The organism is Acinetobacter sp. M5A5_2a (genome assembly GCF_053345265.1).
Genome location: NZ_JBKEZV010000003.1, coordinates 251,073 through 267,422, shown reverse-complemented (window position 1 = coordinate 267,422; position 16,350 = coordinate 251,073). Strand labels below are relative to the sequence as shown.

Sequence of the window (16,350 nt, the reverse complement as noted above, 5' to 3'; positions counted from 1 at the left end):
GTCTAAATTCTATGTTGATACCTCTCATGGCAAAGAACATCCGTCCTTATCTTGAACACCGCCCTCAAGTTGATACAACATGCTATATCGATGACATGGCTGTTGTAGTCGGTGAAGTGAGCTTAGCTGAAAATGTTTCTGTCTGGCCTTTTGCAGTGATTCGCGGCGACGTAAATAGTATTCAAATTGGTAAAAATAGTAACGTACAAGACCATTGTATGTTGCACGTTAGCCACAAAAATGATGCAAAACCTAATGGCTCACCTCTTATTATTGGTGAAGATGTGACTGTTGGACATCATGTCACTTTGCATGGCTGCACCATCGGTAACCGTGTTTTAATCGGGATCAATACCGTTGTTCTAGATGACGTGATTATTGAGGATGATGTGATGATTGGCGCGGGAAGTCTGGTTCCACCGCGTAAAGTCTTAAAAAGTGGTTATCTATATGTAGGAAGCCCCGTACAGCAAGTACGACCACTGACCGAAAAGGAATTAGCATTTCTTCCCTATTCGGCAAGACATTATGTAAAAGTACAAAATAATCATAAAGCTGCACAAGCGAATCAAGATTAATTATCTATCTTGTTTGTGAGTAATAAAATTCTGATTTTTAAACGATATGGTTTTGTAGATATTGCTCATATCGTTTAGCAGATCACCGTAGCCAAAAACCCCTAAATTTCGTATTATACGTCTTTTAAATCATGGTGCTTTTTTATGGCCGCATGGACTCCTCATGTCACTGTTGCTACAGTCGTAGAAAAAGACGGACGCTATCTATTTGTTGAAGAGCATAGCGAAGGTTTTGTACACACCGTATTTAACCAACCTGCTGGTCATGTGGAATGTGGTGAGTCATTAACACAAGCAGCCATTCGTGAAACACTTGAAGAAACGGGTCATCATGTTGAAATTGATGCCTTGCTCGGTATTTATACTTATACCCCGCCCATGTTTCCGGATCGTACCTATTACCGCTTCTGTTTTCTAGCGCATGTGACTCAGGTTGAAAGCAATCCTCAACTCGATACAGATATTGTAGCTGCTGTGTGGATGACACCAGATGAGCTCAAAGAATCTGCTCGTGCTCGTAGTCCGCTCGTACTAAAAGCAGTTGAAGATGCTATGAAAGGCCACCATTATCCTTTATCGCTTATTTATGAGCACCCTTTCTCTCCCTCATTAACTTCTCATTTGGATGCCTAGTCCTATGCAACAACGTGTCATCGTCGGTATGTCTGGTGGTGTAGACTCTTCTGTTTCTGCAGCACTTTTACTTCAACAAGGATATCAAGTTGAAGGTCTTTTCATGAAGAACTGGGAGGAAGACGACGGCACGGAATACTGTACGGCAATGGAAGATTTAGCCGATGCTCAAGCAGTAGCCGATAAAATAGGCATTAAGCTACACACAGCAAACTTTGCTATGGAATATTGGGATCGGGTCTTTGAACTTTTCTTAGCTGAATATGCAGCTGGACGCACGCCAAACCCAGATATTTTATGTAATAAAGAAATTAAGTTCCGTGCATTTTTAGATCATGCCATGACTTTAGGTGCAGACTTTATCGCGACTGGTCATTATGCACGTCGTGGCGAAACTACATATAACTCAAAAGGCGAAGCATACGCACCGTTATTACGTGGTGTAGACAATAACAAAGACCAGACTTATTTCTTACATGCTGTTCATGGTAAGGAAATTAACAAAACCCTATTTCCCGTAGGTGAGATCGAAAAACCAGAAGTCCGCAGAATTGCTGAAGAACTTGATCTCGCTACAGCCAAGAAAAAAGACTCTACTGGGATCTGTTTTATTGGCGAACGTCGATTTAATGACTTCCTTAAACAATATTTGCCCGCTCAACCTGGAAAAATTGTACTTGATACAGGTAAAGAAGTTGGTGAACATCACGGTCTGATGTACTATACGCTCGGTCAACGTGGCGGAATTGGTCTAGGTGGTTTGAAAGGTGCAGCTGAAGGTGCATGGTTCGTACTACACAAAGATATTGCCAATAACCGCCTAGTTATTGGTCAGGGACATGAACACCCACTCATGCAAAGCACACAGCTTTGGAGTGAGTCAATCGACTGGGTGGCAGGCGAACAGAATATTCCAGCTGAAGGTTTACGCTGTACAGCTAAAACACGCTATCGCCAACCTGATCAGGCATGTACAGTTTTTAATGATGAAAATAGTGAACACGGTGTACGAGTTGAGTTTGATGAACCTCAGCGCGCTGTTACACCGGGTCAAAGCGTTGTATTTTATTCAGATGAAGTTTGCTTAGGCGGGGGTGTCATTCACCATACAAATGCCCCTACACCAAATTTTATTTAAGGGAATGAATGGCATGGTGGAGTTACCATTTCAACAATCACAAGCCTTGAATGTTCGCCAAAACCGTGCCCTTGCCTTGGCTGGGGTATTTCAGGCCACCCAGCTCACGCATATGACAGCCCTAACGGGTCAGCAGAGTATTGGTGAAAGTGGTAACTTCTATTTTGAGCTGTTAATCAAAGCGAGTTTAAATATTCGCCCTACAGTCAACAATGGTGTCCAAACATTAGATTTTTTTAATCAGTTGGCAGATATTTCTTTAGGGCTTAAAACACTCGAAAATTGTATTACCCAACCCTTTACAAATATGCCTAAATCTCGCCTTCCAAAAATGGGCACTGCCAAGCTTCCGATGTCATACGCTATGTCCCTTTTACAATTAGAAAAAAAGGTCTATAGCAACCCAGAATACGTCGCAATCATTGAAAAAGCTCAGCAAAAGATTTTAAAACAGCTTTCTTTTTTTGATAATAACTATTTACACCCAAGCATTTTAGCCAATTTGGCTCAAACTTATGTCGATACTGCTGGGCAGATTAATCCCCGCATTCTCGTTCGTGGTAATGCAGAAGCATTTAAAGATACCAACCACACTAACCGCATTCGTGCTTGTCTATTTACTGGCTTGCAAATGGCCCATTTATGGCGACAACTCGGTGGTAGTTCGTGGAACATGATTTTTAGCAAGCGTAAATTGCTACAAGATATTCAAGCACTTGCTCGTTTACAGTACCAAGTCATCTAAGACTGTAAAGAGATTATTTTTGGTTTTATGTTTATTCCAACATTAAGGAATCGTTATGAACGCTTTAACCGCACTATCACCATTAGATGGACGTTATGCCAGCAAATGTGATGCGCTACGCCCTTTTCTTTCTGAGTTTGGTTTAATTCATGCTCGTGTCACTGTAGAAGTGCGTTGGTTACAAGCGCTTTCTAACCGTCCAGAAATTGTTGAAGTTGCTCCTTTTTCAAATGAAACAAATGCAGCTTTAGATGCCATTGTTAGCAACTTTTCTGAAGAAGATGCAAACCGCATTAAAGAAATTGAACGCACAACGAACCATGATGTAAAAGCTGTTGAGTATTTCTTAAAAGAGAAAATTGCAGGTATTACTGAATTACAAAATGCGGGTGAGTTCATTCACTTTGCTTGTACATCAGAAGACATTAACAACTTGTCTCATGCACTGATGCTTAAAAACGGCCGCGAAGTTTTAGTATCAAGCATGAAGCAAATTTTAAATGCGATCTCTGCTTTAGCAACGACTCATGCTGAACAACCAATGTTGTCACGTACTCACGGTCAAACTGCAAGCCCAACAACTTTGGGTAAAGAAATGGCAAACGTTGCATACCGTTTAGCTCGCCAAATCAAACAATTTGAAAATGTTGAGCTACTAGGCAAAATCAACGGCGCTGTAGGTAACTACAATGCTCACCTTTCTGCTTATCCAGATGTTGACTGGGCTGCGCATGCTCAAGCTTTTGTTGAATCTTTAGGTTTAGCATTCAACCCGTACACGACACAAATCGAGCCACATGACTACATGGCAGAGTTGTTTGATGCGTTACGTCGCTTCAACACGATTTTAATCGACTTTAACCGTGACGTATGGGGTTACATCTCTTTAGGTTACTTCAAACAAAGATTAAAAGATGGTGAAGTTGGTTCTTCAACTATGCCACACAAAGTTAACCCAATTGACTTTGAAAACTCTGAAGGTAACTTAGGTATTGCGAATGCGGTATTAGCGCACTTAGGCGAAAAATTACCAATTTCTCGCTGGCAGCGTGACTTAACTGACTCGACTGTACTTCGTAATATGGGTGTTGGTTTTGCGCAAAGTTTAATTGCTTTTGATGCGTGTTTAAAAGGTGTTGGTAAACTTGAGCTTAATGCAGCTCGTTTACTTGAAGATCTTGACCAAGCTCAAGAAGTTTTAGCAGAGCCAATCCAAACTGTTATGCGCCGTTATAACGTTGAAAAACCATATGAAAAGTTAAAAGCATTAACTCGTGGTCAAGCAATGACTCGCGACATGATGGTTGATTTCGTAAATGGTGAGGAACTTCTTCAAGTGCCAAGCGAAGAGCGTGCACGTTTAGCAGAGCTTACTCCTGCAACTTACACAGGTAATGCTGCTGAACAAGCAAAACAGATCAATGACTTAATTAGCAAAATCTAATTGAAAAGTTAAAAAAAGCGAAGCTTCGGCTTCGCTTTTTTATTACACTGATACAAAGCACAATAAAGTCCTATTTATAAAATGATCGAAAAACAATTCAAACTTAAACACTATATTGCTCTTGGCCTTATTTTTATTTCTATCATATTGTCTGGCATCCAGCCCCTTGAATTTGAAGCTTATTTACTTCATCAGGTGGGTACAGTTTTTATGTTAGTCCTCTTATTTATTATTTTTAAAAAGATTGGTCTCGATTTTTTAAGTTTTACTCTCTACTTACTATTTTTACTGATTCACATTATCGGTGCACATTACCTATATTCATATGTTCCTTACAATGACTGGATTCAACAGGTGTTCCATTTTAATCTAGATCAATCCATGGGATGGTCTCGTAACATGTATGATCGTTTAGTTCATCTTGCTTATGGGGTTTTACTCTACCCTCTTATTTATCGAGTTTTTCAAGTTTGGTTGCCTACAGCACGGCCTTTTACTCTGTTTTTACTTGTGATCCAGTTCGTGATGGCATCTAGCATTTTTTATGAACTCATTGAATGGGCGATTGCAATTGGTTTATCTCCTGAAGAAGCTGAGAATTATAATGGTCAACAAGGCGACATGTGGGATGCCCATAAAGATATGCTATTAGCGACTATTGGGGCAATAATTTATGGACTTGCAGCTCTTATAAAAGCACCTAAAATAAATAATTCATAAATAAAAAAAGCGCTTAATAAGCGCTTTTTTTTAAGAATATTTAGACTACTGGATAAGTTTGATCTAAAAGATTTTGTAAAACTGAAGAAGCTGTATTTGGTAAAAGTTGATCAAGACTGGTTGTAACATCACTAGCTGTGTTATTTACATCACTCTGCTCATTCACTACTGGTTTAGACTCTGTTGCAGATAAAAGTTTTGCGATCGGGTCTGATTCATTAGTTGAAGAACTTTTTAACAACTCATCTAATTGCACAGATTTTTGCTGCTGACTATCTGTTTCATTCGTTGTGCTTTGTACTAACTTTAATGTATTTAACCCAACACTATCAGCAACAGATGCAGTTTCTATATGAGCAGTATCAACTGCTGTATCACTTATACTCGCCGTTTTTGGCGCGACGACATAAAAGGTAAATGATGTACTCTCTTCACTGATAAAACCTGCTGCATCTCTTTGAGTTAAAGTAATCGTATGTTTCCCAACAGCTAAATTTTTATCAAGTGTAAATGACCAATAGCTATTTGCATCTACTTGACCAACTTTAAGAGCCGAAATTGCGACTCCATTATCATAAATAGTCAAAGTCGCATTGTGTTCAACTTTAACAGTAAATTTTGGAGTTGAATCATCAGTTTCGGAGTTAGGAGTAATTTGTTTTACAGTAGTACCATTATCATTATCCACTCTATTAAATGTAGGTTTATCAGGAGGTGTTGTATCCTTGGTACCGGTTACCTCAAATGCTATAGAGCTATTACCTGCGCCATCTATTGCGGTAACTTTCGCAGTCTTATTATCAGTTAAAGCAGGAGAAATCGTAATTGTAAATTTTCCATTTGCATCTGCCGTTCCAGTACCAATGACCTTATCTGCTGAGTTTTTGATTTCTATTTTTGCATTGGCTTCAGCTGTACCAGTTACTGTTGTTCCATCAGCATTAATTTGAGCTGTAGGTTTATCCGGTGCAATAGTGTCATAGCCAAATTTAATTTCTAAAGGCTTAGAAGTATTACCCGCCGCATCTTCAACAGTGATTGTCGCCTTTTGTGAATCATTTAATGCCGAAGAAAGCGTAATTTGGAATTCACCTTGAGCATTGGCCGTACCAGTTCCAATGACTTTACCATCTGCATCTTTTATCTGAATTTTTGTATTAGCTTCTGCCGTTCCTTCAATTACTGTTCCTTCTTTATTTACTTCCAGTAAGGGGACTTTTGGAGGGATAGTATCTTTGCCAGCAAAGATAAGCGTTGCTTCTGATTCATTTCCAGCAGTATCTACTACAACAACTTTACCACCCGCTTCACTCGTCAAAGGCGGAGTAAATTTATAAGAAAACTTCCCTTCTAGACTTGCAGTTATAGTATCTATTAATTTACCACTGGCATCATAGATTTTGACAGTAGCATTCGCTTCAGTTTTACCATCTAAGATCGAACCATCTTCATTTAATTGAGCTTCTGGTGCATCTGGAGCAATTGTATCCTTATTACCAATAATCTCCCCTGATTTAGAAATATTACCAGCAGCATCCTCAGCCACAACTTTTAGTTTATTTCCATTTGCTAAAGGCTTATCAAGTTTAATGGTAAAATTTCCGCTTGCATCTGCAACACCCGTTGCGACTGTATTATCAGCAGCATCTTTAATATAAATTTTTGCATTCGCTTCGGATTTTCCTGTCACAGTAACAGTATCATCTCCCACAGTGGCAGTCGGGGCAACAGGAGCCACGTTATCTACAGGTGAATCATCTTTGTCATCTTTATCAAAAGCCCAAAGGTATAAACCTTCAGCAGCTAAAACTGCTAAGCCTGCTTTTAGCACATTACCCATCGAAAAAGTTGGAGAATCATCAACCGCCATTGTTGAGGCTGGCTGGCTAGAACTCGTATAGGCTAAATCTGTGACATGGTTTAGACCGGTATAATCTATAACCTTACCTTGTGCATCAAATTGTGCTTCAACAAATTTTCCATGTTCAGTTGGAAAAACAAGTGAATGGTCTGTTGTATTCGTTGCTTCATTAAAGAAATTTTCTAAGACAATGGTCTCTCCATTTTTTAAATGGATGACGAGACTTTCCCCCTGCTTTTCCATCGATGCTATATCTTTTTGACTTACACCAATTTGAATAATAGTAGGTTTGCTTAAAACTACCTTATTGAACTGACCATCTTGCAGAACGTCCAAACCCTCTTTGGATGCCACAATTATTCTTGTCATTATTTCCTACCCTGAGTTTCAGTTATATTTTTTAAATGTTTAACTTTTTAAATGATTCATCTAAAAGCTATTTTATTGCTGTTTAAAATATCAAAACCATGTGTTTATCACAATTCAAAAAGTATATTTATCAATAATTATTTTTGACTTTTAATTAAAATATATATTTCTCATAAAATTCATATAAACCTTAAATACTACCTGTTCTCGTATTTACTAAATTTCATATATATTAAGGCCGTTATCTTACATTTTTAAGTAAAAAAAGCTAAAAGTGCCTATCAGAATCAAAATACACAAAGCGGCAAATTTAGTTATTTTCGCATCTGACAGGGTCATTTTTAGCATACTCCAGCCCTGAAAACGTTTTGCAAAAATACTATTTAGAATAAGAGTTGAAACATGCAACAAAACTAAAGCTAAAAACAAATTTGCAAAAAATTCGTGTAGGTCTTTCAAAGAAAAATTAACATGCTCAGTTGCATACCCTAGTCCTACCACAATGGGAATCACGAGAAAAATAAGTACAATTGAAATTTGAAAAAGTGCAACACTGATTGAATGAATTGAATTTTTAGAAAAAATACTCTTTAAATTTGCATGACTCAAAGATTTTTTGATTGCATTCGTTGCCACATTACTCCGCTTTTTAATACCAAACGGTGTGGTACTTGAAATACGTGGGCTTACAAAATGCCAGATCACTCGCGCGGTAATACTAATCAGAAGTATGTAACCAAACATCATGTGAACTTGGTGTAGATCTTCATTGTCTCCTGTAAAATAAGCACCAATAAAGCCAAGCATAATAATTATATGTAAAATGCGTATTAGAATATCAATGTGTGACCATGTTTTTAACATCACAAAAGCTCAAAAGTGAAAAGTTAACTATAACTTTTACAATTGAAACTTAAACAAATATTAATCAAATTTCTTTCATCACTCACATAAAAAAAAGAGCACCCATGCAGGTACTCTCTATTTCAAAAAATTTAGCTTAATTAAAATCTACTATCGCGTAGTTGAACTAAAGTTGAATTAGCTTTCGCCAAGCTATCTACCACTTTATTCATTACAGCTGGAATCAAACTATCTGCCATTTGTGCCGCTTGCAAACCCAACTTTTCACCTAAGGTCGCTTTTCTACGAGTGTTAATCACATAGACATCATGCTGTGCTAATAAAGCTAATAGATACTCATCAGATGTTTGTAATTTATCAACAAGGTTAAGATTAAGCGCATCTTCACCATACCAATGTTCACCTGTAGCAACTTTATCAACATTAAGCTGTGGTCGATACTTTTCTACAAAGTGCTTAAATAACACATGAGTCTGTTGAAGCTCTTCTTCAAACTTTGCTTTACCTTCTGGGGTGTTTTCGCCAAACATAGTCACAGTACGCTTATATTGCCCTGCTGTATAAAGCTCAAAATCAACATTATGTTCTTTTAAAAGGCGATTAAAATTTGGAACTTGAGCAACTACGCCAATTGAACCGACAATAGCAAAAGGTGCAGTAATAATTTCATTTGCGATACATGCCATCATATAGCCGCCACTCGCTGCCACTTTGTCTACACAGATGGTCAGATGGAACCCTGCATCGCGTAAGCGCACCAATTGAGCTGCTGCTAGACCATAACCATGTACCATGCCTCCTGGACTTTCAAGGCGAACTACAACGCGGTCACGCCCTGCTTTAGCAGTTGCTAAAATGAGAGTAATTTCTTCTCGTATGTTTTCAACTGCTGAAGCTTGAATATCACCTTTAAAATCCAATACAAAGATTTTCTGATTATTCTTACGGCGAATTTTAGCTTCTTTAGCAAGTTGTTGAGCCAATTGTAAAAGTTCTAAACGGCTTGCAGTAGTTTGTGCAATTTTTTTTCTCTGTTCATTTACACGTGCATTTAAATGACTAACACGTATTTCTGCAGGGAGTTTAGGCAAATGGAATAACATAAAATTCTAAGCTCATAAGTTATCTTTTATAGCCTTAAGATGTGGTCCTTTTGATTAAAATTCAATAGCGATTTTGCAAAATAGAGTCATTTTCATTTATAAAATAAAAAAAAGAGCGCATGGCTCTTTTTTTTATATCAATTACTAATTAACCGAAGCGTCCAGTAATATAGGCTTCCGTCAACTGATGGTCAGGTTGAGTAAAGACTTTTTCAGTTGAGTTGACTTCAATCAAATCACCTAAATGGAAATAGGCAGTACGATCTGAAACACGTGCTGCTTGTTGCATAGAGTGAGTCACAATTACAATTGTATATTGATTCGACAATTCAGAAATCAATTCTTCAATTTTTGCTGTGGCAATTGGATCAAGCGCAGAACATGGCTCATCCATTAAAATGACTTCTGGACTTACTGCAATCGTACGTGCAATACATAAACGTTGCTGCTGACCACCTGACAAACCAGTACCCGGTTGATTCAAACGATCTTTTACTTCGTCCCATAAACCCGCTTTACGCAAGCTATTTTCAACAATTTCTTCAAGATCATATTTATCACGTGCTAGACCATGAAGTTTAGGACCATAAGCCACGTTATCAAAAATAGTTTTAGGGAATGGATTTGGCTTCTGGAACACCATACCAACCTGAGCACGCAATAATACGACATCAAGGTTCGGGTCATAAATATTGTGGTTATCAAGTGTAATCTTACCGGTTACACGACAACCATCAATGGTGTCATTCATGCGGTTTATCGTACGAAGAAAGGTAGATTTACCACAACCTGACGGTCCAATAAAGGCAATAACTTCGTTTTGGTAAATATCAAGGTCAATACCCTTAATCGCTTCAAAATCACCATAATAAACATGGGCATCTTGTGCACTAATTTTGATTTCGGTTGAGTTCTGCTTTTTTGAAGTATGTGGTTCAAAATGCGAAACATACGAAGTGCCATGATTTTGCGATTTATCTGTAAATTGAGATTGTTCAGTGTTCACTAACTTATCCTTTTCTAAGGAATTCGTAATATCAATAGTATTCATGATTTATCCTCTATTACCAACGCACTTCGAACTTTTTACGTAACCAAATTGCAAGACTGTTTAAACCAATCATTAATGCAAGGAGTACGATAATCGCAGCGGCAGTACGGCCTTCGAAGAAGTTACGCAACTCATTACCTTGCCATAAGTAAACTTGGACAGGTAACGCTGTTGCTTGATCAAATGGGGTTGTTGGAATACTTGCAACGAATGCACTCATTCCGATTAAAAGTAAAGGTGCTGTTTCACCAAGTGCGTGAGCAACGCCAATAATTGCGCCGGTCATAATGCCTGGCAAAGCTAATGGTAAAACGTGGTGGAAAATGGTCTGAAATTTAGAAGCTCCCAAACCAAGTGCAGCTTGTCTAATAGAAGGTGGTACTGCTTTTAATGAAGCACGAGTAGTAATAATGACTGTTGGTAATGTCATTAAACTGAGAACTAAACCACCCACTAACGGAGCAGATAAAGGCAAATGCATCCAGCCAATAAAAATTGCTGCACCGAGTAAACCAAACACAATCGAAGGAACAGCAGCAAGGTTATTGATGTTGACTTCAATAATGTCTGTAATAAAATTCTTTGGAGCAAATTCTTCAAGATAGATTGCGCTGGCAACGCCAATTGGAATTGCAATAATGATCACAATCAGCATCATGAATAATGAACCCATGAATGCACCTGCAAGACCACTAATTGCTGGTGAACTACGCGAGTCTGGATTCTTAAACAAGTTCAAATTGAACGTATTTTCAAGAACACCTTTTGCTTTTAGCTCATCTGCAAGTTTACGCACTTCCGGATCAAGCTGTTGCTGATCATCTGGTAATGAACGATCAATATTACCTTTTAACCAGACATCGACATTGGCATCGCCCAAGAAATTAAGATTTTCTTTTTTACCAATGAGTGATGGGTCCGCAAAAACCATATCACGTAAACGATAAGCCTCTGAACTTGCATAAAGACTACTTAAGTAATCACGCTGGCTAGCTAGTGCAGGGTCTTTGGCAATCATTCCATTTACAATAATGCCATCCCAATCGACCATACCCATTTTGGTTTGCCAGTCGATATAACGCTCTTGATAATGTGCAGGTGTTTCCCCCTGTCCACGAACAGGTACCGGACCTGCATCAATCACTTTCGGATCAAAGTAAATTGGAACAGTCATACTCGTTTGCCAAAAAGCAGGTAAACCTTTTGCCAAAATACTGCTAAACAATAGTGCAACGAATGCAAGTCCAATTACGACTGCCGAGAACCCAGCATAACGAAAAGCTTTTTCTTTACGATGACGTTTAGCCAAAGATTTTTCGATGACTTGTTTACGTCGTTCACTTAATTCAGCAGCAACTTTTGGATCAAATACGTTCTGATCCATAGGAGACGATGTATTTGATGTACTCATTCGTATTGCTCACGGTATTTACGCACAATGTACAGTGCAACAATGTTTAAACATAAGGTAATCACAAAGAGTGTTAGACCTAACGCGAATGCAACCAAAGCTTGTGGGCTGGCAAAGTCAGTATCACCTGTTAACTGTTTTACGATCGTAACGGTCACTGTCGAAACAGCTTCAAATGGATTTGCATGTAAAAGTGGACTATTCCCTGCGGCCAAAACCACGATCATGGTTTCCCCTACGGCACGAGAGACAGCTAATAAAAAGGCGCCCGTAATACCTGGTAACGCAGCGGGTAAAACGACTTGACGAATTGTTTCAGACTTAGTTGCTCCAAGTCCTAAAGAACCGTCACGTAATGCACGAGGTACTTGGGTAATAATGTCGTCTGATAAAGAAGAAACAAACGGGATAATCATAATCCCCATCACGAAACCAGCAGTTAAAGCACTGGTCGCGTTAATTTCAAGACCTACATAAGCACCAGCTGTCTTGAAAAATGGTCCAATAACCATCATGGCAAAAACACCATAAACAATTGTTGGAATACCGGCTAAAACTTCAATCGTTGGTTTTGCCCATGAACGTAACCATGGCGAAGCATATTCAGCTAAATAAATAGCAATCATGAGTCCTACAGGTACAGCAACCAATAAGGCGATGCCGCTGACCATGAGTGTGCCCCAAAGTAATGGCAGTAAACCATAACTACCTTCAACATTACCTGAAGTACTAAAGCCTGGGTTCCACTCTGTCCCAAAGAAGAAATCAAGTGGGCTTACAAAACGGAAGAAGTGCATTGCTTCGCCAAACATCGACATCACAATACCGATGGTTGTTAAAATCGCAACGCCAGAACATAAAATCAAAGCAACATTAATGGCGCGTTCAACTTGGTTACGTGCACGATATTGTTGATTAATTTTTTTCTTTGCCCAAACTAAGCCCAATAAAGCTGCACAAACGACAACAGCAAATTTGGCAAAAGAGCCAATGGTTTGAAATTTTGCGAACTGTTGAGCAGCCGCTAATTCATAGGCTGCCGGTTTATCACTTACCCCAAAACCTGAAGCAATCGCTTGAACACGGTCAACTAATACACTTCTGCCAGCTTCATCAAGTGAAGCACTTATAGACGCAGGAATATTATTAAAAATAATATGATTTAAAATACTTGGTTCAACCAAGCTCCAAATGATCAGAATTAAAAAAGCAGGGATACCGCACCAAAGTCCAACCAGTGCACCATAATAACCAGGACGAGAATGTAACGTCGCCGAGTTGCTTCCCTTACCTGCTAGGCTACGGCTCTTTCTTAGCCCAAGTTGATATGCGATTGCCACAAGGGCTAACAACACACCGATAAGTAGCAGATTCATGTACTCTCCACTGTTTTCTCAATTGTCATAATTTGGAAAAAACAAGTTAGACAAAAAGGCTGATGAACTCTCAAGATCACCAGCCCTCATTCAAACTAACTTATTTAACAGTTTTACCTGCTTTAAAGTCAGCCAAAACTTTTGCACGTTCAGCATCAGACATTGCGATTAAGCCATCACGCTCAGCTTTAGAACCTTTACCTGTTGCTTTTTTGCTTACGAAATATTCTACATATTGCGGTAAGCCTTTAACTGATTTTAAATGTTCGCCTTTCACGTAGAAGAACAATGGGCGAGATACAGGGTATGTACCATTCAAAACTGTTTTCTCAGATGGAAGAACATTGTTTACTGTTGCTACGCGTAACTTGTCACGGTTCATATCATAGAAACTTAAACCAAACACGCCTACTGCACTTGGAGAAGTCTTTAAGCGAGCCAATGTTTCTGTGTAGTCACCAGCAATTTCAATTACACGACCATCTTTACGGAAAGTAGAACATGCTTTCTTCTGAGCATCTTTATCTAGATTCTTGAAGTATTCATAAGATTCACAGCCAGCTTCAACCATTTTCTCTTGGAAAACTTCACGAGTACCGTGGTTAGATGCAGGAATTACAAGTGTAATTGGTTCATTTGGAAGAGATTTATCAATCTGGTTCCAGTTTGTATATGGGTTTGGAACCAATTTACCTTTTGAAGGTAACTGTGCAGCTAAAGCAGCAAACACATGGTAAGGTTTTAATTTATAAGCTGCTTTGTTTGAGTTAGACGCGAATACAATACCGTCATAACCAATTTTGATTTCTTGAATTTGTTTTACACCAGCTTTGTTACAAGCTTCGATTTCAGTGCTTTTAATTTTACGAGAAGCATTTGCAACGTCGATTGTGTTATCGCCAACACCTTGACAGAATTGTTTCAAACCAGCAGAAGAACCGCCAGAACCAACTACAGGAGTTTTAAATTGAGGGAAAGTATTACCAAACTCTTCAGCTACAACGCTGGCAAATGGTAATACAGTTGAAGAACCAGCAATTTGAATCGTATCACGAGCTGCATTTGCAGTCGTTGTTACAGCTGCCCCAGTTACTGCTAACGCAATTGCGATTTGACGTGGATTTAAGCGCATTCTGTTCTCTCTCATTAATGCAATAGGTTGTACGTCACTTTTTGTTGAGTGCTTGTACGCTCTTCGATAGCTGCATTGTGAATAGAAAATATGACAATTAAGTTACAGTATGATGACGCTTTAATGATTTCGATATTGTTAATTGTCACATTATTATTTTTTATCTATTATCAAATATTTAATTCAATCCTAGTAGGTATTTTACCTTGTATATTAGTCTGTATTATTACACTCGTTAAAAATATAAGATTTTTGTATTTATAAAATATAAAAAACAAAGATGTTATAAATGTATTAAAAAACGATAATTTAGTTATCTCTAGTTTAATGATTAAAATATTTTTGATTAAGGAAGTTTTTATTAAAATATTTCTAAAAATAATAATTTCTTTGTAACATTAAAATAATATGACAAAAGATAAAGGGTTACCTACTCTAAGTCAGGTAACCGCAATATCATTGTCAATTTAAACGATCAACTCGATTGTACTTCTGGCATCGCAACCATTTTTTTACGATATTTTAAGAAATACGTAAGTGCTAAAACAGCCAACCAGATTGGGCCTAAAATAACGGCTAGTCTCATATCTGGTGTCATTGCCATAATAATAAGAATAAAGCATACAAAGCTAATGGTTAAATAATTACTCCATGGGCTAAGAATGCTTTGGAATTTGGTTTGACGTTTTTGTAATTTCATTGCTTTAGTGAATTTCAAATGAGTCACTGAAATCATAAGCCAGTTAATGACAAGTGCAGCCACAACCAGCATCATAAAGAGCTGAAAAGCTTGACCTGGAATTAGGTAATTTACGACCACACATATTGCTGTAATCGATGCAGATACTACTGCTGCTGGAACTGGAATGCCTCGACTGTTTACTTTCTTCAAGATAGCTGGGGCATTACCCTGCTCTGCTAAACCATGCAACATACGGCTATTACAATAAATACAGCTGTTATAAACCGAAATGGCAGCAATCAAGACCACAAAGTTTAAAACGTTCGCAACGCCATTACTATTTAATGATTGGAAAATCATTACAAATGGGCTACCGCCTTCTGCAACCATATTCCAAGGGTAAAGGCACAGTAAGATTCCAATCGCACCAATATAGAAAATTAAAATACGGTAAACAATCTGGTTCACTGCTTTTGGAATAGTCGTTTCAGGTTTTTTAGTTTCAGCCGCAGCAATACCAATTAATTCTAAGCCACCAAATGCAAACATAATGACGGCCAAAGCCATGACAAAACCGTGAATTCCGTGCGGGAAGAAACCACCGTGTTGCCATAAATTTGCAATACCTGCTTGCGGACCAGCAGAACCTGTAAATAAGAGATAGGTACCAAAACCAATCATGCTTAAAATTGCAACAATCTTAATGCAGGAAAATAAGAATTCGGATTCCCCAAAAAAGCGGACATTTACCAAGTTAATGCCATTAATTAAAATAAAGAAAAATAAAGCAGTCAGCCAAGTGGGAATTTCAGGCCACCAAAACTGAATGAAGGTGCCAATTGCACTGAGTTCAGCCATGCTTACCAGTACATACAACACCCAATAGTTCCAGCCAGACATAAAACCAGCCATTTTGCCCCAGTACTTGTTTGCAAAATAACTGAATGAACCGCTTACTGGCTCTTCAACAACCATTTCACCTAAATGACGCATAATTAAGAAAGCGATAATTCCGGCAATTGCATATCCCAATAAAATTGAAGGACCTGCCAGTTTAATTGTTTGAGAAAGACCTAAGAATAACCCTGTTCCGATCGCCCCTCCGAGTGCGATGAGTTGAATATGCCGATTGGATAAGCCTTGTTTTAACTCGTGCTTATTGTTTGCATCCATAACATTATCTCCAATGTTGGTGTCACTTCCTGTACACCTTTATTCAGCACCATATCCGAAGGTCAGAAAC

The 16,350-nt window shown here is 38.3% G+C and carries 14 protein-coding genes; 6 read left to right on the top strand and 8 right to left on the bottom strand.

The features are described 5' to 3' along the window. Positions 1 to 26: 26 nt before the first annotated feature. From ACLBWE_RS05800 to ACLBWE_RS05775, 6 genes are all read left to right on the top strand, one after another. On the top strand, positions 27 to 578 hold the full coding sequence (locus ACLBWE_RS05800) for a gamma carbonic anhydrase family protein (protein ID WP_198495359.1): 552 nt from the start codon (positions 27 to 29) through the stop codon (positions 576 to 578). Positions 579 to 722: 144 nt separating this feature from the next. Next, complete coding sequence (locus tag ACLBWE_RS05795) at positions 723 to 1,211, top strand: NUDIX hydrolase (protein WP_003650461.1); 489 nt, start codon at positions 723 to 725, stop codon at positions 1,209 to 1,211. A gap of 4 nt (positions 1,212 to 1,215) precedes the next feature. Continuing rightward, the gene (gene mnmA, locus ACLBWE_RS05790; RefSeq protein WP_447601674.1) at positions 1,216 to 2,349 is read left to right on the top strand and encodes a tRNA 2-thiouridine(34) synthase MnmA; all 1,134 of its coding nucleotides are present in this window, start codon (positions 1,216 to 1,218) and stop codon (positions 2,347 to 2,349) included. Positions 2,350 to 2,362: 13 nt separating this feature from the next. Then, complete coding sequence (gene hflD, locus ACLBWE_RS05785) at positions 2,363 to 3,094, top strand: high frequency lysogenization protein HflD (RefSeq protein ID WP_004643577.1); 732 nt, start codon at positions 2,363 to 2,365, stop codon at positions 3,092 to 3,094. A 55-nt stretch (positions 3,095 to 3,149) separates the two neighbouring features. After that, positions 3,150 to 4,538, top strand: a complete 1,389-nt coding sequence (gene purB / locus ACLBWE_RS05780; RefSeq protein ID WP_416658590.1) for an adenylosuccinate lyase — start codon at positions 3,150 to 3,152, stop codon at positions 4,536 to 4,538. An 81-nt stretch (positions 4,539 to 4,619) separates the two neighbouring features. Continuing rightward, positions 4,620 to 5,258 carry a DUF2238 domain-containing protein gene (locus ACLBWE_RS05775; protein ID WP_447601671.1) on the top strand — a complete coding sequence of 213 codons (639 nt, stop codon included), beginning with the start codon at positions 4,620 to 4,622 and terminating at the stop codon, positions 5,256 to 5,258. Between the two features lie 40 nt (positions 5,259 to 5,298). Here ACLBWE_RS05775 and blp2 read toward each other — a convergent pair whose 3' ends face one another. The 8 genes from blp2 to ACLBWE_RS05735 form a co-directional block, all read right to left on the bottom strand. Next, a complete protein-coding gene (gene blp2 / locus ACLBWE_RS05770; protein WP_447601669.1) occupies positions 5,299 to 7,488 on the bottom strand; it encodes an Ig-like repeat protein Blp2 in 2,190 nt (729 codons plus the stop codon). 246 nt (positions 7,489 to 7,734) lie between these two features. Further along, entirely contained in the window at positions 7,735 to 8,352 is a 618-nt protein-coding gene (locus tag ACLBWE_RS05765) for a cytochrome b/b6 domain-containing protein (protein ID WP_447601667.1), read from the bottom strand. Between the two features lie 140 nt (positions 8,353 to 8,492). Next, entirely contained in the window at positions 8,493 to 9,455 is a 963-nt protein-coding gene (gene sohB, locus ACLBWE_RS05760; protein ID WP_348949064.1) for a protease SohB, read from the bottom strand. Positions 9,456 to 9,603: 148 nt separating this feature from the next. Further along, on the bottom strand, positions 9,604 to 10,506 hold the full coding sequence (gene pstB, locus ACLBWE_RS05755) for a phosphate ABC transporter ATP-binding protein PstB (RefSeq protein WP_003650451.1): 903 nt from the start codon (positions 10,504 to 10,506) through the stop codon (positions 9,604 to 9,606). A 13-nt stretch (positions 10,507 to 10,519) separates the two neighbouring features. Further along, positions 10,520 to 11,917 (bottom strand): phosphate ABC transporter permease PstA, encoded by a 1,398-nt coding sequence (gene pstA, locus ACLBWE_RS05750; RefSeq protein ID WP_045429775.1) that lies wholly within the window; start codon positions 11,915 to 11,917, stop codon positions 10,520 to 10,522. After that, positions 11,914 to 13,293: a phosphate ABC transporter permease subunit PstC gene (gene pstC, locus ACLBWE_RS05745; RefSeq protein ID WP_003650448.1), complete on the bottom strand. Its 1,380-nt coding sequence runs from the start codon at positions 13,291 to 13,293 to the stop codon at positions 11,914 to 11,916. Before pstC ends, pstA begins: the two co-directional genes overlap by 4 nt. Positions 13,294 to 13,393: 100 nt before the next feature. Then, positions 13,394 to 14,425: a substrate-binding domain-containing protein gene (locus ACLBWE_RS05740; protein ID WP_045125810.1), complete on the bottom strand. Its 1,032-nt coding sequence runs from the start codon at positions 14,423 to 14,425 to the stop codon at positions 13,394 to 13,396. Between the two features lie 475 nt (positions 14,426 to 14,900). Continuing rightward, positions 14,901 to 16,280, bottom strand: a complete 1,380-nt coding sequence (locus ACLBWE_RS05735; protein ID WP_004643586.1) for an amino acid permease — start codon at positions 16,278 to 16,280, stop codon at positions 14,901 to 14,903. Between the last annotated feature and the right edge of the window lie 70 nt (positions 16,281 to 16,350).